This window comes from Streptomyces sp. NPDC099050 (genome assembly GCF_044759865.1).
Classification (GTDB): domain Bacteria; phylum Actinomycetota; class Actinomycetes; order Streptomycetales; family Streptomycetaceae; genus Streptomyces.
On record NZ_JBIWAE010000006.1, the window covers coordinates 194,906 to 217,357 of the forward strand.

Annotated in this window: 17 protein-coding genes; 11 read left to right on the plus strand and 6 right to left on the minus strand. The window is 73.7% G+C overall.

Annotation, left to right across the window (positions count from 1 at the left end; all coding sequences use genetic code 11):
- The 11 genes from ACIQV3_RS13030 (at position 1) to moeZ (ending at position 13,386) form a co-directional block, all read left to right on the plus strand.
- Positions 1-1,542, plus strand: coding sequence for a DUF3152 domain-containing protein (locus ACIQV3_RS13030; protein ID WP_403712469.1), 1,542 nt, complete (start codon positions 1-3; stop codon positions 1,540-1,542).
- Positions 1,543-1,588: 46 nt separating this feature from the next.
- On the plus strand, positions 1,589-1,684 hold the full coding sequence (locus ACIQV3_RS13035; RefSeq protein ID WP_323182585.1) for an Ms4533A family Cys-rich leader peptide: 96 nt from the start codon (positions 1,589-1,591) through the stop codon (positions 1,682-1,684).
- Between the two features lie 201 nt (positions 1,685-1,885).
- Entirely contained in the window at positions 1,886-3,625 is a 1,740-nt protein-coding gene (locus tag ACIQV3_RS13040; RefSeq protein ID WP_403712470.1) for an ABC transporter substrate-binding protein, read from the plus strand.
- The gene (locus ACIQV3_RS13045) at positions 3,622-4,605 is read left to right on the plus strand and encodes an ABC transporter permease (RefSeq protein ID WP_403712471.1); all 984 of its coding nucleotides are present in this window, start codon (positions 3,622-3,624) and stop codon (positions 4,603-4,605) included. The genes ACIQV3_RS13040 and ACIQV3_RS13045 overlap by 4 nt, the downstream gene beginning before the upstream one ends.
- Complete coding sequence (locus tag ACIQV3_RS13050; protein ID WP_403712472.1) at positions 4,602-5,594, plus strand: ABC transporter permease; 993 nt, start codon at positions 4,602-4,604, stop codon at positions 5,592-5,594. Before ACIQV3_RS13045 ends, ACIQV3_RS13050 begins: the two co-directional genes overlap by 4 nt.
- The gene (locus tag ACIQV3_RS13055; protein WP_403712473.1) at positions 5,591-7,330 is read left to right on the plus strand and encodes a dipeptide ABC transporter ATP-binding protein; all 1,740 of its coding nucleotides are present in this window, start codon (positions 5,591-5,593) and stop codon (positions 7,328-7,330) included. The genes ACIQV3_RS13050 and ACIQV3_RS13055 overlap by 4 nt, the downstream gene beginning before the upstream one ends.
- A gap of 196 nt (positions 7,331-7,526) precedes the next feature.
- Positions 7,527-9,362, plus strand: coding sequence for a DUF3492 domain-containing protein (locus ACIQV3_RS13060; protein ID WP_403712611.1), 1,836 nt, complete (start codon positions 7,527-7,529; stop codon positions 9,360-9,362).
- Positions 9,359-10,270, plus strand: a complete 912-nt coding sequence (locus ACIQV3_RS13065; protein ID WP_403712474.1) for a hypothetical protein — start codon at positions 9,359-9,361, stop codon at positions 10,268-10,270. The genes ACIQV3_RS13060 and ACIQV3_RS13065 overlap by 4 nt, the downstream gene beginning before the upstream one ends.
- Positions 10,271-10,378: 108 nt before the next feature.
- Positions 10,379-11,404, plus strand: a complete 1,026-nt coding sequence (locus tag ACIQV3_RS13070; protein ID WP_403712475.1) for an NAD-dependent epimerase/dehydratase — start codon at positions 10,379-10,381, stop codon at positions 11,402-11,404.
- Entirely contained in the window at positions 11,392-12,144 is a 753-nt protein-coding gene (locus tag ACIQV3_RS13075; protein WP_403712476.1) for a spherulation-specific family 4 protein, read from the plus strand. The genes ACIQV3_RS13070 and ACIQV3_RS13075 overlap by 13 nt, the downstream gene beginning before the upstream one ends.
- Before the next feature lie 63 nt (positions 12,145-12,207).
- Positions 12,208-13,386, plus strand: a complete 1,179-nt coding sequence (gene moeZ / locus ACIQV3_RS13080; protein WP_403712477.1) for an adenylyltransferase/sulfurtransferase MoeZ — start codon at positions 12,208-12,210, stop codon at positions 13,384-13,386.
- An 89-nt stretch (positions 13,387-13,475) separates the two neighbouring features.
- Here moeZ and ACIQV3_RS13085 read toward each other — a convergent pair whose 3' ends face one another.
- The 6 genes from ACIQV3_RS13085 to hemG form a co-directional block, all read right to left on the minus strand.
- Positions 13,476-15,065 carry an alpha/beta hydrolase gene (locus ACIQV3_RS13085; RefSeq protein ID WP_403712478.1) on the minus strand — a complete coding sequence of 530 codons (1,590 nt, stop codon included), beginning with the start codon at positions 15,063-15,065 and terminating at the stop codon, positions 13,476-13,478.
- Between the two features lie 78 nt (positions 15,066-15,143).
- Positions 15,144-17,672 carry an ABC transporter permease gene (locus tag ACIQV3_RS13090; protein WP_403712479.1) on the minus strand — a complete coding sequence of 843 codons (2,529 nt, stop codon included), beginning with the start codon at positions 17,670-17,672 and terminating at the stop codon, positions 15,144-15,146.
- Between the two features lie 76 nt (positions 17,673-17,748).
- Complete coding sequence (locus ACIQV3_RS13095; RefSeq protein ID WP_403712480.1) at positions 17,749-18,543, minus strand: ABC transporter ATP-binding protein; 795 nt, start codon at positions 18,541-18,543, stop codon at positions 17,749-17,751.
- A gap of 381 nt (positions 18,544-18,924) precedes the next feature.
- Positions 18,925-20,172, minus strand: a complete 1,248-nt coding sequence (locus ACIQV3_RS13100) for a sensor histidine kinase (protein ID WP_403712481.1) — start codon at positions 20,170-20,172, stop codon at positions 18,925-18,927.
- A 5-nt stretch (positions 20,173-20,177) separates the two neighbouring features.
- Positions 20,178-20,918 carry a two-component system response regulator CseB gene (gene cseB / locus ACIQV3_RS13105; protein WP_403712482.1) on the minus strand — a complete coding sequence of 247 codons (741 nt, stop codon included), beginning with the start codon at positions 20,916-20,918 and terminating at the stop codon, positions 20,178-20,180.
- Between the two features lie 145 nt (positions 20,919-21,063).
- Positions 21,064-22,443 (minus strand): protoporphyrinogen oxidase, encoded by a 1,380-nt coding sequence (gene hemG / locus ACIQV3_RS13110; RefSeq protein WP_403712483.1) that lies wholly within the window; start codon positions 22,441-22,443, stop codon positions 21,064-21,066.
- Positions 22,444-22,452: the final 9 nt, after the last annotated feature.

The window sequence follows — 22,452 nt, forward strand, 5'->3', positions numbered from 1 at the left end:
GTGGGACGACATAGTCGCAAGGAGCCCGGCCGGGCTCCCGGCCCCGGCTCAGGCCATCCGCAGCCGGCCGAACAGGCCGGCGCCCGGACCGCCGCCCCGGCCCCGGCCGGGTGGGCCGAACCGGCCGCCGCCCCCCGCGGGCAGGCGGCCCCGCCGCGCCGCGAGCCGCAGTCCGGCGCGCGCGGCGGCCATCCCGAACAGCACGAGCCCGGCGGCGCCTGGGGCGCGAGCGCCGGTACCGGCGTGACCTACGGGGACTGGCGCGGCGTCCCGCGCACCCGTCCGGCGGCCGCGGACCCCGGCACCCCGGACCCCGGCACCCCGGCCTACGACAGCCCGGCCTACGGAACTCCGGTCTACGCGGCCCCGCGCCACGACACTCCGGCCTTCGGTACCCCCGCGGTCGGCTTCCCGCGGGTCACCATGGACGCGCCGGTGACCGCGACGGGCTCGCACCGCACGGTCCCCGTCGCCGAGGACGCCTTCGCCGCGACCGGGTCGCACCGCCGGATCCCGGTCCACCAGGACGTGTTCTCCACGACGGGCACGGGCTCCTTCCGCGGGGTCCCGGGGGCCGGGGACGTCTTCCCCGGGGGCGCGTACCCCGAGGACTCCTTCACGGCCAGTGGATCGCACCGCCGGATCCCCGCGCCGCGCGCTCCGGTCGGCACCCCCGTCGAGGAGGCGCCGCAGGCGCCGCCCGCGGCCGGGCGCGGCGGCAAGGGCCGTACGTACGCCGGGATGGCCGCCGCGGCCGTCACCGTCGCGCTCGCCGTCATCGTCGCGGGCCAGGCGGCCTCCAAGAGCGACAGCGGCAAGAACACCCTGCGCGCCGCCGACGAGGGCAACAGCCACACCGCCCAGGGCAACTCCGCCGCCTCCCGCTCCGACGACCGGCCCACCCCGGACGCCTCCGCGGCGCTCAAGGCCGCGCCGGAGCTCACGTACGACCAGAAGATGGCGCGGCAGTTCCCGATCGACGAGAAGCTGAAGGGCCCCGGCGCCTTCGACACCGTGCCCGGTGTGGCGCAGGCGCCCGGCAAGGGGAAGGTGGTCCGCTACCGCGTCGACGTGGAGCAGGGACTCGGCCTCGACGCGCAGCTGTTCGCCGAGGCCGTGCACCGCACGCTGAACGACGACCGGAGCTGGGGCCACGGCGGTACGAAGACCTTCGAGCGGGTGCCGGGCGGCGAGGCTGATTTCGTGATCACCCTCGCCAGCCCCGGGACCACCGGGGTCTGGTGCAGGAAGTCCGGACTCGACACCACGATCGACAACGTCTCCTGCGACTCCGCGTCGACCGACCGCGTGATGATCAACGCGTTCCGCTGGGCGCAGGGTTCGGCGACCTTCGGCGCGGACCAGATGTTCGCCTACCGCCAGATGCTGATCAACCACGAGGTCGGCCACCGGCTCGGCCACGGCCACGTGAGCTGCCAGACACCGGGCGCACTCGCCCCGATCATGCAGCAGCAGACCAAGTCCCTGGACGTCAACAACATCCACTGCAAGCCCAACCCCTGGGTGTATCCCGGGAATTGATCCATCGCTTTGACAAATTGTTCGATGGTCGGTCATTGTTCTCCGCATGTCGCACCTTCACACCACCACCGCGAGCGCAGCCATTGAGCTGGCGCTGCTTGGTGTGACCGCGCACAGCGTGGCCGACATCTTCTGTCGCTGACGCCTCCCTGAGCGCGCGACGTCTCTTTCCCGATCGTTTCCTCGATCGTTCCGCCGCGCCCGGGGCTTCCAGCCCGCAGGTGCGGCTCCTTGTGTTCTTCCGTCCCCGCCGTCGGCACGCCGCCGACCGCTCCGACGTGGACCGCTGCCCCTCGCGTGGCCTTTTCCGCATCTCCCTTCACGCCGAGAGGTCCCCTTTCCCATGGCCCGTCAGTCCCTCATATCGCGCCGCGTAGCCGCGGTCGCCGTCAGCGTCGTTCTGGCCGGGGGCGCCGCCGCCTGCGGGCCCAAGGACGGCACGGACAAGGCGTCCGCCGGTGACAAGCCGGGCGCCGCCGGGGCCGCCCCCCAGAAGGGCGGCACCCTGACCGTCCTCAACGCCGAGCCGCAGAGCGACTTCGACCCGGCCCGCCTGTACACCTCCGGCGGCGGCAACGTCCCCTCGCTCGTCTTCCGCACGCTCACCACCCGCAACCGCGAGGCGGGCCCGGCCGGCGCCAAGGTGGTGCCCGACCTGGCCACCGACCTCGGCAAGCCGAACGCCGACGCCACGGAGTGGACGTACACGCTCAAGGACGGGCTGAAGTACGAGGACGGCTCGCCCATCACCAGCGCCGACATCAAGTACGGCATCGAGCGGTCCTTCGCCGCCGAGCTGTCGGGCGGAGCCCCGTACCTGCGCGACTGGCTGGTCGGCGGGGACGCGTACGAGGGCCCGTACAAGGACGGCGGCAAGGGGCTCGACTCGATCACCGTGCCCGACGCGAAGACGATCGTCTTCAAGCTCCGCAAGCCCGAAGGGGAGTTCCCCTTCCTCGCCACGCAGACGCAGTTCGCGCCCGTGCCCAAGGCCAAGGACACCGGGGTCAAGTACGAGGAGCACCCGGTCTCCTCCGGCCCGTACAAGGTCGTCAAGAACGAGAACGACGGCGAACACCTCACCCTGGAGCGCAACGAGAACTGGGACGAGAAGACCGACGAGGAGCGCAAGGCCTACCCGGACAAGATCGACGTCCGCTCCGGGCTCGACGCGGCGGTCATCAACCAGCGCCTGTCCACCAGCTCCGGCGCCGACGCGGCCGCCGTCACCACGGACACCAACCTGGGCCCGGCCGAACTGGCCCAGATCGGCGGCGATAAGGAGCTCAGCGCCAGGGTCGGCACCGGGCACTTCGGCTACGTCAACTACCTCGCCTTCAACCCGAAGGTCGCCCCCTTCGACAACCCGAAGGTCCGCCAGGCGATCTCCTACGCGATCAACCGCACCAGCGTGATCAACGCGGCCGGCGGCTCCGCCCTCGCCGAGCCCGCCACCACCTTCCTGCCCGAGCAGGAGGCCTTCGGCTTCACCCCGTACGACCACTTCCCGGCCGGTAAGACCGGGGACCCGGCCAAGGCCAAGGAGCTGCTGGCCGAGGCGGGTTACAAGGACGGGCTGACCATCACGCTCACCCACTCCAACGCCCAGAACCGGCAGACCAGCCCCGAGGTCGCCACCGCCGTGCAGCAGGGGCTCGCCGCCGCCGGGATCACCGTCAAGCTGGAGGGGCTGGAGAACAACGCCTTCAACGAGAAGCGCTGGGACGTCAAGAACACCCCCGGCTTCTTCCTCTCCCGCTGGGGCGCCGACTGGCCGTCCGGCGCACCCTTCCTCGCCCCGATCTACGACGGCCGCCAGATCGTCACCAACGGCAGCAACTACAACCACGCCCAGCTCAACGACCCGGCGGTCAACGCCGAGATCGACGAGATCGCCAAGCTGACCGACCTCGCGGCGGCCGGCAAGCGCTGGGGCGCCCTCGACAAGAAGATCGGCGAGCAGGCGCTCGACGTCCCGCTCTTCCACCCGGTCTACAAGCGGCTCGTCGGCAAGGACGTCAAGAACGTCGTCATCAGCGACTGGACCGGCGTCCTCGACATCTCGCAGGTCTCGGTCAAGTGACGTTCCTCGCCCAGCAGTCGGCGTCCGGACCCGGGGTCGCCGCCCCGGGGCCGGGCGCCGGGCGGCGGGTCTGGCGGCGGCTGCGCGCCCGGCCCTCGGCCGTGGCTGCGGCCGCCGTCCTCGTCCTGCTCGTCCTGCTCGCCCTCACCGCACCGCTGTTCGCCCACCTCACCGGCCAGGACCCGAACGCCTACCACGACGAGCTCGTCGACTCCGCGCGCGGCGGCGTCCCGTTCGGCTCCTTCGGCGGGATCTCCGGCGAGCACTGGCTGGGCGTCGAACCGGGCACCGGCCGCGACCTGTTCACCCGGCTGCTCTACGGAGCGCGGATCTCCCTGCTCGTCGCGCTCGGCGCCACCGCCGTCCAGATCCTCGTCGGCGTGGGCGTCGGGCTCGCCGCCGCCCTCGGCGGCCGGTTCGCCGGGCAGGTCGTCAGCCGGTTCACCGACGTGATGATCGCCCTGCCCCTGCTGGTGATCGCCATCGCCCTCACCGCCGTCGTCCCGCCAGGGTTCCCGCGGCCGCTGCTGCTGATCCTGGTCATCGGACTGCTCGACTGGGGCGGCGTCGCCCGGATGGTGCGCGCCCAGACCCTCTCCCTCAAGGAACTGGACTTCGTGGACGCCGCCCGGCTCTCGGGCAACCGCACCCTGCGGATCGCCCGCCGGGAGCTGCTGCCCTCGCTGGCCGCGCCCGTCATCACCCTCGCCGCGATCAAGGTGCCCACCGCCATGGTGGTCGAGGCCTCCCTGTCCTTCCTCGGGGTCGGCGTGAAACCGCCCACCCCCTCGTGGGGGCAGATGCTGTCCAGCGCCCAGACCTGGTTCCGCGCCGACCCCACCTACGTCCTGCTCCCCGCCGGTCTGCTCTTCGTCACCGTGCTCGCCTTCACGGTGCTCGGCGACGCCGTCCGTACGGCCCTCGACCCGCGCGAGGACTCGCGGCTGCGGGTCGGCACCAGAAAGGAGCGCAGGGCGTGACCCGCTTCGTGCTCAAACGGACCGGCGGCGCACTGCTCGTGCTGCTCACGCTGTCCGTCGTGATCTACGCCCTCTTCTACCTCGCCCCCGGCGACCCCGCCCGCCTCGCCTGCGGGGAACGCTGCAACCCGGCGCAGATCGCCCAGGTGCGCGAACAGCTCGGGCTGAACGAGTCGGTGGTCGCGCAGTACCTGCACTTCCTCCAGGGACTGCTGATGGGCCGGGACTCCTCCGGCGGCGCCGGGCTCGTCCTGCACTGCGACGCGCCCTGCCTCGGATTCTCGTACCAGAACGACCAGCAGGTCACCGAACTGCTGCTGGAGCGGCTCCCCGCCACCCTGTCGCTGGCGCTGGGCGCGCTGGTGATCTGGCTCGTGATCGGCGTCGGCACCGGACTGCTGTCCGCGCTGCGCCGCGGCGGCTTCACCGAGCGGGCACTGACCGTGGTCACCCTCGCCGCCACCGGCACCCCCGTCTTCATCCTCGGGCTGCTGCTGCTCATGGCCGTCTGCGCCTACCTCCAGTGGCTGCCCTTCCCGACGTACGTACCGCTCGGCGACGATCCCGAGCAGTGGGCGTGGAACATGCTGCTGCCCTGGGTGACCCTCGGCTTCTTCGAGAGCGCCAAGTACGCACGGCTGAGCCGCAGTTCCATTCTGGAGACGCTCGCCGAGGACCACATCCGCACCTTCCGCGCCTACGGGGTCGGGGAGCGGGCCGTCGTGACCCGGCACGCCGTACGGGGCGCGGTGGCCCCGGTGATCGCGCTCAGCGCGGTGGACTTCGGCACGATGATCGGCGGCGCCGTGCTGACCGAGTCGCTGTTCGGGATCCCCGGACTCGGCAAGACCCTCATCGACGGCGTACGGGTCGTGGACCTGCCCGTGGTGGTGGGCGTGGTGCTCGCGATCGGCGCGGCCGTCGTGCTCGCGGGCGTCGTCGCGGACGTGCTGTACGCCGTCGCGGACCGAAGGGTGGTTCTGGCATGACCGTCATCACGAACGGTTCGCTGGTGGAGGTCACCGGCCTCACCGTCGACTTCCCGGCCGGCCGGCCGGGGGAGTACCTGCGGGCCGTCGACGGGGTGTCCTTCACCCTGGAGCCCGGCCGCGCCCTGGGCATCGTGGGGGAGTCCGGGAGCGGCAAGTCCACGGTCGCGGCCGCCCTGTTGGGGCTGCACCACGGGACCGGCGCACGGCTCGGCGGCACCGTCCGGGTCGGCGGCGCCGACGTGGGCACGGCCTCCCCGGCCGAGCTCCGGGAGCTGCGGGGGGCCGTCGCCGCGATGGTCTTCCAGGACCCGCTGAGCTCCCTGGACCCGTACTACGCCATCGGCGACCAGATCGCCGAGGTGTACCGGGTGCACGCCTCCGTCTCGCGGCGGGCGGCCCGGGCCCGGGCGGTGGAGGTGCTGGACCGGGTGGGCATACCCGACGCGGTGCGCCGCTCCCGGGCGCGGCCGCACGAGTTCAGCGGGGGCATGCGGCAACGGGCCCTGATCGCGATGGCCCTGGCGTGCGAACCGAGGCTGCTGATCGCGGACGAGCCGACCACGGCGCTCGACGTCACCGTCCAGGCGCAGATCCTCGACCTGCTGCACGGGCTGCGGGAGGAGCGGGGGCTCGGGCTGCTGCTGGTCACGCACGACGTGGGGGTGGCGGCGGAGAACGTGGACGCGGTGCTGGTGATGCGGGACGGGGCGGTGGTCGAGCGGGGCCCGGTCGGCTCCGTGCTGTCGGCTCCGGCCGATCCGTACACCGCGGCGCTGCTGGCGGCGGTGCCGCGGCTCGACGCGGTGCGGGGCCCTCGGCCGGGTGCGGAACCGGGCCCGGTGGGGCTGCCGCGGCAGGGCCGGGCGCGGCCGGAGGACCGGCGCTCCGCCCCGGACCCCGCGCCTCGAGCGCCGGACGAGCCCGAACCGCCCGTCGTCGAGGCGTTCTCGCTGCGGAAGGAGTTCGGGCGGGGCAAGCGGCGGGTGGAGGCCGTGGCCGGGGTGTCGCTGCTCGTGCGGGGAGGGGAGACGCTGGGGATCGTCGGGGAGAGCGGCAGCGGCAAGAGCACCCTCGGGCGGATGCTCGTCGGGCTGCTGGAGCCCAGTTCCGGGCAGGTCCGGCGGGACGGGGCCGAGAGCGCCGGGGTGGTGCCCGGGGTGCAGATGGTGTTCCAGGACCCGGTGTCCTCCCTCAACCCGCGCCGCTCCATCGGCGAGTCCATCGCGGATCCGCTGCGCGCGGCGGGGGAGCGGGACCGGCGCACGATCCGGGCCCGGGTCGGCGAACTGCTGCTCCGGGTGGGCCTGGAGGAGGCGCACTACGACCGGTACCCGCACGAGTTCAGCGGCGGTCAGCGCCAGCGCGTCGGCATCGCCCGGGCCCTCGCGCCCCGGCCCCGGCTGATCGTCTGCGACGAGCCCGTCTCGGCGCTCGACGTGACCACGCAGGCGCAGGTCACCGCCCTGCTGGCCGAGCTCCAGCGGGAGCTGGGCATCGCGCTGGTCTTCATCGCGCACGACCTCGCGGTGGTGCGTCAGGTGAGCGACCGGGTCGCGGTCATGCGGCGCGGGGTGATCGTGGAGGAGGGCCCCGTCGACGAGGTCTACGACCGGCCGGCGCACGCCTACACCCGGGAGCTGCTGGCCGCCGTCCCGTCCCTCGACCCGGCCCTGGCCGCCGCCCGCCGGCTCGGCCGGCGCCGCTCCGGGGGAGTGCTCGCCGGAGCCTCGTAGACCGCTCCGCGCCGCTCCTGTGTGTTCTTAGCGCGCTCGAACGCGAACCGTACGGGAAAGTTACGACTCTTCACCCCTTCCGGTGGCGCGACGGACAACCGTCCGTCGCGCCTTCGGCATATCCGCTTGAGTTCGTATCCGGCGGGTCGCCGGACCGACGGAGACCGCCTGAAACGGGAGATCGGGGGTGCCACTCGTGCGGATCGGACTGCTCACGGAAGGTGGTTATCCGTATGCCACGGGGGAAGCGAGGCTGTGGTGCGACCGGCTCGTGCGCGGGCTTCCCCAGCACGAGTTCGAGCTCTACGCCCTGAGCCGCAGCGCCGAACAGGAGGAGCGCGGCCGGGTGCCGCTGCCCTCCCACGTCACCCGGGTGCGGACCGCCCCGCTGTGGGCTCCGGCCGACGACGGGCGCAGCTACCGGCGCCGCGAGCGCCGCCGCTTCGCCGCCGCCTTCACGGAGTTGGTCCGCGGGATCTGCGGAGCCGACCCCGCGCGGTTCGCGGACGGGCTGTACGGACTGGCCGCCCTCGCCTCGGAACAGGGCGGGCTGTACGCGGCACTGCGCTCCGAGACGGCCGTACGGGCCGTGGAGTCCGCCTGCCGCGCCCCCGAGGCGAGCAGGGAAGTGCAGCGGGCGCAGGTCGCGGACCTGCTGGAGTTCGTGGACGAACTGGAGCGGATGCTGCGCCCGTTGTCCCTGGACTGGTACGAGGAGCTCAGCGAGGTCGACGTCTGCCACGCCGCCGCGGGTGGCGTGGCGGCGCTGCCCGGGCTCCTGGCCAAACGCTTCTTCGGAGTACCGCTCCTGGTCACCGAGTACGGGGTCCAGCTCAGGGCCCACTACCTCGCGCAGTCCGCGCGGGACGAGCGGCCGGCCGTACGGGCCCTGCTCGCCGCCTTCCACACCCGGCTGGCCGGCGAGATCTACGCCCAGGCCGACCTGCTCACCCCCGGCAACGCGCACGCCCGGCGCTGGCAGGAACGCTGCGGGGCCTCCCGCGAGCGGCTGCGCACGGTCTACCCCGGGATGGAGGCGGACCGATTCGCCGCGGTGGGCGAGGACCCGGCGTGCGGGGACCCGCACACGCTCGTCTGGGTCGGCCGGGTCGACCCCGCCAAGGACCTGATCGCGCTGCTGCACGCCTTCGCCGAGGTGCGCAGGGCCGAACCGCGCGCCCGGCTGCGGATCTTCGCGACCTCCGCCGGGACGGGCTCGGGGGGTGCGGGGCCCGGCGGCGGGCACCACGAGGTCGGGCACGGCTACCTGGCCGACTGCCGCTCGCTCGCCGCGCAGCTCTTCCCCGACGAGGCCGCCGACGCGCACGCGGTCGGCGAGAACCCGGTCACCTTCGAGGAGATCGGCGGACCCGACGTGCCGTCACCGGCCCACGCGTACGGCTCCGGGCGGGTGGTGGTGCTCTCCTCCGTCATCGAGGGCTTCCCCATCACCCTGGCCGAGGCGATGTTCTGCGGCCGCGCCACCGTGTCCACCGACGTCGGCGCGGTCGTCGAGGTGATCGGCGGGACCGGGCTCGTGGTGCCGCCGCGCAATCCGCGCGCGCTCGCCGAAGCCTGCGTCACGCTGCTGCGGGACCCCGAGCGGGCCCAGCGGCTCGGGTCGGCCGCCCGGGCGCGGGCCCTCGAACTCTTCACCGTCGAGCAGAACGTCGCCGCCTTCCAGGAGTCCTACCTGCGGCTGCTCGCCCGCGGTCCCGCCCGCCCCGACGGCACCGGAGTCCCCTTCGAGCAGCCGCCCGAGGCCCGGGTCCCGGGCCACTGGGCCACCCCCACCTGGGCCGCGCCCCACCCCGGGCCCGGTGCCCCGTCAGCGGAGTCCGCGCCGGAGGAGGCCACCCCGGCCGGGACCGACGCCCCGGACGCGGGAAGGGCGCCGGACGCGGGCAGGGTGCCGGACGCGGGCAGGGTGCCGGACCCGGGCAGGGTGCCGGACCCGGTCAGGGTGCCGGACCCGGTCATGGTGCCCGCCGCGCCTGCCGGGCGTGCCGCGAATCCGGAGGCCTCCGCGTGACCGTGCCCCTGGACGAAGCCGCTCCCCCCTCGGACCCGCCCCCGCTCCGCCGGGCCCGCTCCGCCGGGGATCCCGTCAAGGCGCTGCTCCACCGCCACCGGGAGCTCTGCGAGCACGCCGTGGACCCGCTGGAGATCGCCGCCGGGCTGGAGGCGCACGGCATCACCGACCGCACCGCCGCCCGGTTCCGCCACCGCGACGTCTTCTCCCTCGCGGAGGAGCTCTACGCCCGGACCCCCCGCGACGGCACCCCGCCCGCCCCGACGGCCGGGATCCCGGACCGCGCCAAGGCGGTACGGGGCTTCGGCTACGCGCTGCTTCCCGGGGCCCTCACCCTCGGCGCGGCCGCCGCCGGGGTGCCCTGGGCCGGAGGCCTGGCGGTGCTCGTCACCGTCGCCGCGCTCGGACGGCCCGGCCGGGCCGCCGGGGGCCGGTTCCCCGCCGCCGTGTACCCGCTGGCCGCCGCCGCCCTCGGCTGGGCCGTCCACCGCCACGGCACCCCGCTCGGCATCGCGCTGGCCGTGGCCGCCGCCCCCGGACACCTGGCCGGAGCCGTCTTCGCGGCCCGCGCCCGGCGCCGGCTCGCCGGGAGCCGGGCCCTGGAGGACTTCGCCGACGGGGTGAGACCGCTGCTCCTCGGGACGCTCGCGCTGTACGCAGCGGCCGCCGCGGGAGCGGCCGCCCTGGCCGGGGCCCCCCTGGCGGTGGCCGTACCGCTCGCGGTGCTGCTGCTCCTGACCCGGCTGCTGCTCGGCCACGGAGCCCCCCGCGGAGCCCTCGCGTCGGCCCTGGCCCTCGTACTCGCCCTGCTCCCGGTCCCGGCGGCGCCGTTCGCCGCCGCGGTGGGAGTCCTCGTACCCGCCGTCCTCGCGCTGTCGCGGGCCTCCGCGCACGCGCAGCGGCCCTGAAACCTTCGGAAGCAGACACCGAAGCGCCCTACCCCCCCACCCCGATCCACCCATCCAGCAAGGAGAACAGGACATGACCGGCCAGCCAACCAACCAAGGGGCCGCGCGATGAGGGTGTTGCTGATCGGAGCCAACGGATACCTCGGGCGCTACGTCGCGGACCGGCTGCTCGCCGACCCCGCGGTCCAGCTCACCGCGCTCGGCCGCGGCGACGACGCCGACGTCCGCTTCGACCTCGCCACCGGCAGCCCCGGCGCGCTCACCCGGTTCCTCGACGCCGTCCACCCGGGCGTCGTCATCAACTGCGCCGGAGCCACCCGGGGCGGCGCCCGCGAGCTCACCCGGCACAACACCGTCGCGGTGGCCACGATCTGCGAATCGCTGCGCCGCAGCGGCTGCGGCGCCCGGCTGGTCCAGCTCGGCTGCGCCGCCGAGTACGGGCCCAGTCAGCCCGGGTCCTCCACGGCCGAGGACGCCGTGCCCAGACCGGGAGGGCCGTACGGAGTCAGCAAACTGGCCGCCACCGAGCTCGTGCTCGGCTCCGGGCTGGACGCCGTCGTCCTGCGGGTGTTCTCGCCCGTCGGCCCCGGCACCCCCGCCGGATCCCCCCTCGGCCGGCTCGCCGAGGCCATGCGGCGCGCGATGCAGTCCGGGGACGGCGAGCTCAAGCTCAGCGGGCTCGGCGTGCAGCGCGACTTCGTCGACGTACGGGACGTGGCGCGCGCGGTGCACGCCGCTTCGCTCTCCGCGGCCCAGGGCGTCGTCAACATCGGCACCGGCCGCGCGGTCCGGCTGCGCGACGCGGCCGCCGTCCTGGCACGGGTCGCCGGGTACGGAGGCTCGCTGCACGAGATCGACGTACCGCAGCACGGACAGCACGCCCAGCACCCGCAGGCGCACGGGTACCCCGGCCGGCCCGCCGGGCTCGCCGCCATCGGCTCCCCGCGCTCCGAGGCCACGGCCGAGCAGCTCGCCGCCGCGACGGCCCAGCCCCCGTACCCCTACCCGGACGGGTGCGGAGCCTGGCAGCAGGCGGACGTCCGTACCGCCCGTGACCGGCTCGGCTGGCGGCCGCGGATCAACCTGGAGGAGTCCCTCGCGGACATCTGGATGGAGGCGGCGTGCCGCATCTGACCACCCCGCCGGCCGCCGGCCAGGCGGCCACCGAGGCGGGCCGGCTGGGTTTAGGAGTCCCGGGGTACGCGCATCCGCTGCTGGCCCCGGTGGAGTGGGCCGAGCTGACCCGGCCCGGGACCCCGCTGCACTGGGCCGTCCTCAACGTCACGGACGGGCCGGGCGGCCGGCCCGACCCGCACTGCACGGAGGCGGCCGCGAAGCTCCGTAGCGCGGGCGGCGCGGTCCTCGGGCATCTCGCGATGCGAGACGGGGAGCGGTCCTTCGGGGAGCTCGTCTCCGATGCCCACCGCTTCCGGGACTGGTACGGAGCCGACGGCTTCTACCTCGCGGACGCCCCGGCCGGGAAGGCGGAGCTGGCCTCCGTCCGCCGGGTCGCGGACACCCTGCGGGGGCTCGGCGAGGACCTGCGGATCGTCCTCGGACACGGCACCCACCCCTACGAGGGATACACGGAGACCGCCGACCAACTGGTCACCTTCTCCGGGACCTGGGCCGACTACCGCTGGTCGCAGGTGGCGGAGTGGACGGCCGATCATCCGCCGGAGACGTTCTGCCACCTCGTGCACGGCGTACCGCGCACACACCTGGAGGAGGCGCTGCGGATCGCCCGCTGGCAGGGTGCGGGGACCATCTGGTTCACCGACCGGCGCGGGGCCGCTCCGCTGGATCCCTGGGCGTCGATGCCCGGGTACTGGGACGAAATCGTCTCGCGGATCGGACCGGGTGTCTCGGAATGAAGGAGGGCGTGGCAGTGTTACGGGAAGAACCACCGTTAAGACTTAATCATCTACGGAGTCCCCGTGTCGCTGCCACCCCTGGTAGAGCCAGCTGCTGAGCTCACCGTTGACGAGGTCCGTCGGTACTCCCGCCACCTGATCATCCCCGACGTCGGGATGGACGGCCAGAAGCGCCTGAAGAACGCCAAGGTGCTGGCCGTGGGCGCGGGCGGCCTCGGCTCGCCCGCCCTCATGTACCTGGCCGCGGCCGGCGTCGGCACGCTGGGCATCGTGGAGTTCGACGAGGTCGACGAGTCGAACCTCCAGCGCCAGATCATCCACAGCCAGGCGGACATCGGCCGTTCCAAGGCCGCGTCGGCCCGCGACAGCGTGCTGGGCATCAACCCGTACGTGAACGTGGTCCTCCACGAAGAGCGGCTCGAAGCCGACAACGTGATGGAGATCTTCAGCCAGTACGACCTGATCGTCGACGGCACGGACAACTTCGCCACGCGTTACCTCGTGAACGACGCCTGCGTGCTGCTGAACAAGCCGTACGTCTGGGGCTCGATCTACCGCTTCGACGGCCAGGCCTCGGTCTTCTGGTCCGAGCACGGCCCGTGCTACCGCTGCCTCTACCCGGAGCCGCCCCCGCCGGGCATGGTCCCGAGCTGCGCCGAGGGCGGCGTGCTGGGCGTGCTCTGCGCGTCCATCGGGTCCATCCAGGTCACCGAGGCCATCAAGGTCCTCACGGGCGTCGGCGAGTCGCTCGTCGGCCGTCTGATGATCTACGACGCCCTGGAGATGCAGTACCGCCAGGTCAAGGTCCGCAAGGACCCCGACTGCGCGGTCTGCGGTCCGAACGCGACCGTCACCGAGCTCATCGACTACGAGGCCTTCTGCGGCGTCGTGTCGGAGGAGGCCCAGGAGGCCGCGCTCGGCTCGACGATCACTCCCAAGCAGCTCAAGGAGTGGATCGACAACGACGAGCCGATCGAGATCATCGACGTCCGCGAGATCAACGAGTACGAGATCGTCTCGATCCCCGGCGCGAAGCTGATCCCCAAGGGCGAGTTCCTGATGGGCACCGCCCTCCAGGACCTGCCGCAGGACAAGCGCATCGTCTTGCACTGCAAGACGGGCGTCCGCAGTGCGGAAGTCCTCGCGGTCCTGAAGTCCGCGGGCTTCGCGGACGCGGTCCACGTCGGCGGCGGCGTCATCGGCTGGGTCCACCAGATCGAGCCCGAGAAGCCGGTCTACTAGCCGGTCCGGTCCACGGCAGTCACCCGAAGGGGCCGTACCCCGCTCGCGCGAGGTGCGGCCCCTTCGGCGTGCTCCGGCGTCTTCCGGGCCTAGACGGGTGCGGTCGGCGTCGGCGTCGGGGACTGGGACTTCGACGCCGTGCAGACCGTGCCCCCGCCGGGCACCTTTCCGTCGAGCAGGTAGGAGTTCACGGCCTGCTGCACGCAGGGGTCGCCACTGTTGTAGGCGCCGTGCCCCTCGCCCTTGAAGGTGAGTTCCACGCCGACGCCGGGGCCGAGCCGCTCCACCATCTTGCGGGCGCCCTCGTACGGGGTCGCCGGGTCACCGGTGTTGCCGATCACCAGGATCGGCGCCGAGCCGGGGGCCGAGACGTCCGGGGTGTTCCAGGCGCCGGCGACGGGCCAGTCGGTGCAGCTCATCATGGCCCAGCCGAGGAAGTCCCCGAAGACGGGCGAGGCGGCGCGGAACTCCGGCAGCTTCGCCTTGGTCTGAGCGAGGGTGTACCGGTCCTTGGAATCGGCACAGCTGATGGCGGTGTTGGCCGATCCGATGTTGCTGTAAGTGCCCTTCGGGTCCCGGCCGTTCAGCGCGTCGGACATGGCGAGCAGCAGCTGCCCCTGGCCGCCCTCGGCCTCGTCCAGGCCCTGTTCCAGCAGGGGCCAGGCCTCCTTGGAGTACAGGGCGAAGGCGATGCCGTTGGTCGCGGCGTCCTCCGTGAGCAGCCGGTCGCCGGATCCGGGGATGGGCTTGACCGCCAGCTCCTTCTGGAGCTTGATGATGTTCGCCTCGATCTCCTTGGCGGTGCTGCCCTGGAGTTGGCAGGAGTCCCCGCGGTTCACGCAGTCCTGGGCGAAGTTGCCGAGCGCGAGCTGGAAGCCCTTGGCCTGGCCGAGGGCCCCCTGCTCGGAGTTCTTGGTCGGGTCGACCACGGCGTCGAAGACGGCCCGGCCGACGTTCTTGGGGAAGAGATGGGCGTACACCCCGCCGAGTTCGGTGCCGTAGGAAATGCCGAAGTAGTACAGCTTCTCGTCGCCGAGGGCTTGGCGGATCCGGTCCAGGTCGCGGGCCGCGTTCTCCGTACCTACGTGCGGCAGCACCTTGCCGGACTTGGTCTCGCAGGCCTCCTTGTACCGCTGGGAGGTGGCGAGGAACTGCTTCTCCTCCTCCGGCGTCGAGGGGCTGGAGTCGGCGGCGTAGTACGCGTCCAGCTGCTTGTCGTCCTCGCACAGCACGGGCGCGCTGCGGCCGACCCCGCGCGGGTCGAAGCTGACCAGGTCGTACCGCTCGCGCAAGGCGCCGTAGTCCTTCGCCGCGCCGGGCAGGGTGCTGATGCCGGAGCCGCCGGGACCGCCGAAGTTGAAGACGAGCGAGCCGATCCGCTTGTTCTTGTCCCGCGCCTTCGCCCGGATCAAGGCCAGGGGGATCGTCTCCCCTTCCGGCTCCGCGTAGTCGAGGGGCACGTCGAGGACGGCGCACTGCCAGTCCTTCCCGGGAACCTGCCCGACTCCCTCGGCGGGGGTGGGGGCCTCGCACTCGCCCCACTTGGGCTTCTTGATGCCCTGAGCGGCGCCGTCCTTGCCCCTCTTCTCCTTGCCTCCGCCGTCGGAACAGGCACTGGTGGCGAGCAGCGCGGCGGCGGTGGCGGTGGCGGCGGCGACCCGCAAGGCGTGTGTGGGCATGTCTTCATCCTGTGCGCGCGTCGCGCGCCCCGCCCCCGCGCTGACCCATCCGGGTCACGGGGGCGGGGCGCGGATGGGTCACTGGGCGGCCGTGGCGGCGGGGATGTCGACAGCGGCGGCCCGGCGGGCCGGCCAGAGGGAGGCGAGCAGGGCGCCGGCCATGGCGAGCAGCACCCCGAGGGCCAGCTGTCCCCAGGGGATGACCAGGGCGTATCCGGCGACGCTCTCCTGGAGCGTGTTGCCGAGGGCCCAGCCCGTGAAGATGCCCATGACCGTACCGACGGCCGCGCCGAGGCCGCCGACGAGCAGGGCCTCCATGCGGATCATCCGGGTCACTCCGGCGCGGTCCAGGCCCAGCGCGCGGAGCGTGCCGATCTCCTTGCGGCGTTCGAGCACGGACATCGCGAGGGTGTTGGCGATGCCCAGGGCGGCGATCACCAGGGCCATGCTGAGCAGGGCGTGGAAGAGGTTGAGCTGATCGCCGATGCCGCTGGTGTCCTCCGCCCGGACGGCCTCCTTGTCGAGGACGGACAGGGCGGGGTTGTCACCGAGCGCCTTGACCACGCTCGCGAGCTGGGCCCGGCCGGGCCCGCCCGCGGTGGCCACGACGATCGAGTCGGTGTTCGGTGCGGAGTCGAAGCGGGCGACCAGGGAGTCGGGTGCGGTGATGCTGGGGAGCACCTTGCTCTGTTCGTCCGCGTGGTAGATCGCGCCGATGGTGACCTCGCCCTGCTGGTCCAGCCGATTCACGGGGAGGCTCCGGCCGACCTTCCAGCCGTTGGCCCGGGCCTTGTAGTCGGCGACGGCGACCTTGCCCTCGGCGAGGCTGTCGAGCGAGCCCGCCGTCACCTCGTAGCGCAGGAGGCGGCCGATGGCGGCGGGGTCGACGCCGGTCAGGACGGAGCGGACCCCGCCGATCTGATACTCGGTGGACTGATTGAGCGGGCTGTAGGTGGCGCCGGACAGCTTCTTGAGGGGCTCGGCGGTGGCGGGGGTCATCCGCTGCCCGCCCGAGGGGGCCTGCACCAGATAGTCGGCGGTGATGTCCCGGGTGGTCGCGCCGTCGAGGTACTGGGTGGCGGAGGCGCCGAGGACCGACAGGCCCGAGGCGAGCGCGAGGGCGATGGCGAGCGCGGCGGCCGTGGCGCCCGTACGACGGGGATCGCGCACGGTGTTGCGGGCGGCGAGCTCGCCCTGCACCGGGCTCACCCGGACCAGCAGCGGCCGGAGCAGGGCGGTGAACGGCCGGGACAGGAGCGGGATGAGGGCGATCGCGCCGGTCAGGGTGAGGGCCGCGCCGAGGCCGATCACGGTCCGGGCGTCCTCGCCGGTGGTGAGGGCGCCGTACAGGGTGGTCGCCGCGCCGGTGAGCAGCAGCGCGGCTCCGATGCCGGTGCGCAGGGAGCCGGCGCGTGCGGGTGCGGCGGGCTCGGCGGCTCCGAGCGCGGCGACGGGCGGGATGGCCATGGCCCGGCGGACCGGCACCCAGGCGGCGATCACGGGCAGGGCGGTGCCGACCACCAGCGCGATGATCACGGTGGAGGGGAGGAGGGTCAGCGGGGCGGCCGGGCCGTCGGCGGCGGGGAAGAGTTCCTGGAGCAGGGCGGCGACCCCGGTGCCGGCCAGGATGCCGGCCACGGAGGCGATCAGGCCGACGAGGACGGACTCGGTGAGCAGGATCCGCCGGACCTGCTTGCGGGTGGCGCCGACGGCCCGCATCAGGGCCAGTTCCCGGGTGCGCCGGGACACCAGCATGGTGAAGGTGTTGGAGATGAGGAAGGTGGCCACGAACAGGGCGACCGCCGCGAAGCCCAGCATCATCTGGCTCAGGGTGTCGCTGCCGCTGGAAGCCGTGTTCGCCTGGAGCCGGGCGAGCTGGGCGCCGGTGACGGCGGTGGAGTCCTTGGGCATCACCGCTTCGACCCGGCCGAGGAGCTGCGTCACATCGGTGCCGGGTGCGGCCGTGATCTCGATGTCCGTGTACCGGCCGGGCCGGAGGAACAGCTTCTGGGCGGCGGCATCGGCGAACAGCACCAGGCTGCCCCCGGGGGAGAGCTTGGAGGCGTCGGTGCGGAAGACGCCTTGGAGCGTGTACGAGGCCGCGCCCGTGCTCGTACCGACGCGCACGGTGTCGCCGACGCGGTAGCCGCCCTTGGCGGCGCTCGCCTCGTCGAGGGCGATCGCGTGCTCGCCGGCCGGGCCCGTGCCCGCGGTGAACCGGTACGCGGGGTCCGTACCGTCCCTGGCCGGGGCGAAGTTGCCGCCCTTGCGGAACTCGGCGCTGCCCAGCAGCCGGCCCTCGTGGTCGGCGACGGCGGCGAAGCCGTTCACCCGGCCCGCGGCGGCGGCGACCCCGGGGACCTCGGCCAGGGTGGCCGCGGTGTGGGCGCCGAGGGTGGCCGGCGGGGCTCCGGGGAGCGTGTTGGGCGCGACGTTGAGGGAGACGCGGTCGTAGCCGGCGCTTGCCCGGTCGACGGCGGCCTGCTTCAGGCTGTCCCCGTAGACGAGGCTGCCGGTGACGAAGGTGACCCCGAGCATGACCGCGAACACGGTCATCAGCAGGCGGGCCTTGTGCGCAAGCACGTTGCGCAGGGCGGTACGGAACATGGGGATGCGGATCCTGGGAGGCGGGCCCGGGGGAGCGGGCGGGCGGCGGCTGGTGAGGTGCGGGGACCCGGCAGGGTCAGGTCGTGCGGGAGCGGGCTTCGAAGGCCTTCATCCGGTCCAGGACCCGGTCGGAGGTGGGGCGGGTCATCTCGTCGACCAGCCGGCCGTCGGAGAGGAAGACCACGCGGTCGGCATGGGCGGCGGCGACGGGGTCGTGCGTGACCATGACAACGGTCTGGCGCAGCTCGCGGACCGAGTCGCGCAGGAAGCCGAGGACCTCGGCCCCGGCGCGGGAGTCGAGGTTTCCGGTGGGCTCGTCGCCGAAGATGATCGCGGGCCGGGAGACCAGGGCCCGGGCCACCGCCACGCGCTGCTGCTGCCCGCCGGAGAGCTGCCCCGGCCGGTGGCCGAGGCGGTCGGCGAGGCCGGTCATCGCCACCACGTGGTCCAGCCACTGCCGGTCGGGCTTCCGGCCGGCGATGGTCAGCGGCAGGGTGATGTTCTCCAGTGCGCTGAGCGTGGGCAGCAGGTTGAACGCCTGGAAGACGAAGCCGATCCGGTCGCGGCGCAGCCGGGTGAGCTGCTCGTCGGCCAGGGTGCCCAGCTCGGTGGTGCCGATGCGGACGGAGCCGGAGGTGAAGGAGTCGAGCCCGGCGGCGCAGTGCATCAGCGTGGACTTGCCACAGCCGGAGGGGCCCATGATCGCGGTGAACTCCCCCTCGCGGAAGGCGATGTCGACCCCGTCCAGGGCGACGACCCGGGCCTCCCCGCTGCCGTAGACCTTCGAGAGGCCGGTGGTGGCGGCCGCGATGGCGGTTGGCGCGGGGTGCGGGTGCGGTTGAGGTTGCGGGGCGAGGGGGGCGGCGGTCACGGGGACTCCTCTTCGGGCGCGGGAAGCTGCACTTCGAAGGGTGTCCGGGGGAGGTATCGGGGCCCCCGGCAGCGCGGTATCGGCGGGTGCTCCGGTGTGTATCGGTCAGGTAGCGGGCGGGCGGGCGTGCGTGGCGCCGCTGCGCGGGGCGAGGTCCCCTACCCGCCCTTCGCCCGTTCCCCGGGGCTTCGCCCCAGACCCCCCCCCGGGGCTTCGCCCCGGACCCCTGGGGGCTTCGCCCCGGACCCCTGGGGGCTTCGCCCCGGACCCCTGGGGGCTTCGCCCCGGACCCCTCGGGGCTTCGCCCCGGACCCCTCGGGGCTTCGCCCCGGACGCCGCGTCTCAGGTGCCGGCGGGGCTGGGTTTGCCGCTGCGTGGGGGTCAGGTCGGTAGGTGGAGGGTGGCGATGGCGCCGCCGTCCGGGGCGTTGGTGAAGCGGAGGTCCGCGCCGAGGACCCCGGCCTGGCCCAGGGCGATGGTCAGGCCCAGGCCGTGGCCCGCGCCGCGTTCCGCACGGCCCGTGTGGAAGCGGCGGGGGCCCGCGAGCAGCAGGTCCGGGGGGAAGCCGGGGCCGTGGTCGCGTACGACGACCGTGCGGCCCTCGACGGTGACCCGGACCGGGGCCTGCCCGTGCCGGTGGGCGTTGACGACGAGGTTGCCGACGATCCGTTCGAGGCGGCGCGGGTCGGTCTCCACGCTCCCGGCCCGGTCGGCGACCTCGACCTCCGCGGAGAGGCCCGTACGGGTGACGGCTTCGGAGACGACCTCGCCGAGCGGGACCCGGGCGTGGACCGGCAGTTCGGCGCCGGCGTCGAGCCGGGAGACCTCCAGGAGGTCCTCGACCAGCCCGCGCAGATCGCGTACCCGGGCCCGGAGCAGGTCCTCCGTCTCCCCGGGCGCCAGCAGGTCGGCGGCGGCCAGCAACCCGCCCACGGGCGTGCGCAGTTCGTGGGCCACGTCGGCGGTGAACCGGCGTTCGTCGCGCAGCTTCCGGCCGAGGGCGTCGGCCATCAGGTCGACGGTGGCGGCGATGTCGTCGACCTCGTCGCGGCCCTTGGTGGGTCCGGTACGGGCGTCCAGGTCTCCGGCGGAGATCCGGCTCGCCGTTTCGGAGACCCGGCTCAGCCGGCGGCCGAGCAGCCCGGCCCCGTAGACCGCGAGCGGGGTGGCCGCGGCGAGGGCGAGCAGGGAGGCCACCGCCATGGTGGCGTCGAGCCGCCGCAAACCGTGGAGCTCCGAGCTGGTGTTGACGCGGTAGGTCAGCACCGGGCTGCCCGGGCCGCCGGTGCGCTGCGCGGCCCAGACGGTCGGCCCGCTGTTCCCGTCGACGTGCCGGTCGTACGCCGTGTGCCGGTCTGCGTCGGCCGGGGCGCGCAGCGCGGCGGGCAGTGCGGGGGGATCGAGCTCGGCGCCGTCGATCAGGGTTCCGGTGCGCCGGTAGGTGTCCACGGCCGAGTACACGGCGTTGAAGGCCCGCATCTCCGCCCGTTCGCGGATGTCGCGTGCGGTCCAGAAGTGCACGAGCAGGCCCACCGCCACCGCGACCAGGCAGGCCGTGGCCGCGGCCAGGGCGGCGATCTTCCAGCGCAGGGTGACGCGGCCCGGCCGCGCACGATCGGAGGCGGTCACGGGGCTCAGCGCCTGAGCTTGTAGCCGAAGCCGCGGACCGTTTCGATACGGTCCCGGCCGAGCTTGCCGCGCAGCCGCTGCACGCACAGGTCCACGACCCGGCTGTCGCCGTCCCAGCCGTAGTCCCAGACGTTGCGCAGCAGGGTGTGCCGCTCCAGCACGATGCCCGGATGCGCGGCGAACTCCAGCAGCAGCTTCAGCTCCGTCGGGGTGAGCGCCACCGGGGTGCCGCCGACGGCCACGTCCAGGCCGCCGGTGTGCAGGGTCAGGTCACCGAAGGTGAGCAGCTCCCCCTCGGACGGACCCGGGTCGTCGGCCGTGGCGTGCCCGACCGCCGGGGCGGGGGCGTAGGTGGCGCGGCGCAGGAGCGAGCGGATGCGGGCCACGAGCACGTTGGTGTCCACGGGCTTGACCACGTAGTCGTCGGCCCCGGCCTCCAGACCGGCGACGATGTCCAGCCCGTCGCCGCGCGCCGACATCATCAGGACCGGGACCAGGCTGGTCTCCCGGACCTTGCGGCACAGGCCGATCCCGTCGAGGCCCGGCAGCATCACGTCGAGGATCAGCAGGTCGAAGTCCTCGTCGCGGAAGGATTCGAGGCCGGTGAGTCCGTCGGCGGCGGCCCGCACCGTGTACCCGTAGCGCTCCAGGGAGACGCTGAACGAGCGGCGCATCAGCTCGTCGTCCTCCACCAGCAGCACGCGCACGGGGCGCGGGGCGGCGGGAGCCGGGGTGGGGGAGGACACGGCGGACGACTCCTGTTCGGCGGACGGGTACCTGAAAGGAACGATAGGGCCGCGGCCGCCGTGATTTCCGCAGCCGCGGCCCCGTGGACGGATCAGATGAAAGGCTGAGCGTCCGCTGATACCCGCCCGATACGGACGCCGCGTCCTACGGCTGCGCCAGGATCTGCTTCGCCGCCGCGCGCCCCGTCGCGACGCAGGCGGCCACGCCCACGCCCTCGTACGCCGCTCCGCACAGGGCGATGCCGGGGAGCTTCCCGGCGGCCTCGCGGATGCGGGCGACGCGCTCGCGGTGTCCGACGCCGTACTGGGGCAGGCCCCGGTCCCAGCGGGTGACGCGGGTGGCCAGGGGTTCGCCCATGGGGCCCACCGCGTGGTGGAGCTCGGCGATGGCCGAGCGGACCAGGTGGCGGTCGGGGCGGCTGAGCAGCTCGTCCTCGCCGATGCGCCCGATGGAGGCGCGGAGCACGAAGGTCTCGGGGGCCGAGTCGTGCAGCCAGGACCACTTGTTGGAGAGGAAGGAGGCGGCCTTCAGGGTGTGGCCGTCGACCGGCGGGACCAGGAAGCCGTTGCCCTCGGGGAGGAAGTGCGCCTGGGCGCGGGAGAAGGCCATGGTGATGACGGCGGTCGACGCGTGCGGGATCGAGGACAGTTCGGCCTCGGCGAGCGGGGAGTGCGGGCGCAGCAGCTCGGCCGCCGCGAAGGCGGGCAGGGCGAGGATCACCGCGTCGGCCTCCATCGTCAGCGCGCCGTCGCCGGTCATCGCCTGGACGCGCCAGCGGTCGCCTGCGATCCGCTGGAGGGAGCGGGCCGTCGTCCCGGTGAGGATGCGTGCTCCGCAGGCTTCCGCGACGGCCGCCGGGAAGCGCCCGGTGCCGCCGACCACGCCCTGGACGGCCACGGCCCCCGAGCGGGGGGCGCCCGCCGCTCGCATCCGGCGCAGGGCCGGGAGCAGCGGGGTGCCCTGTTCCGCGAGGGCCGCGATGCGGGGCATGGCCGCGCGCAGCGAGAGCCGGTCGGCGAGACCGGCGTAGACGCCGCCGAGCATGGGTTCGACGAGCCGGTCCACGGCCTCCTGGCCGAAGCGGCCGGCCAGGTACTCGGTGACCGAGCAGTCCTCGGTGAGCGGGGTGGCCGGGAGGGTCTCCTCGGCGGCGACCCGCCGGACGCCCTCCGGGGAGAGCAGTCCGGTGCCGATCAGCGCGGAGGGGTCGGTGGGGACGCCCATCACGTGTCCGGCGGGCAGCGGACGCAGGGCGCCGTTGGTCCAGATGGTGGTGGCGGCCTTCGCGGGATCGCAGAGGGCCTCGCCGAGTCCGACGGCGGCGGCCAGTTCCACGGCCTCGGGGCGCAGGGCCATGAGGGATTCGGCGCCCTCGTCGACGGTGATGCCGGCGATGGTGCCGGTCCGGAGCTTCCCGCCGACCTTGGCGTGGCTCTCCAGGACGGTCACGTCGGCCTGGCCGCGCAACTGCCACGCGGCGGCCAGACCGCTGATCCCGCCACCGATGACGATCACTGAACGCATTGTGTTCTC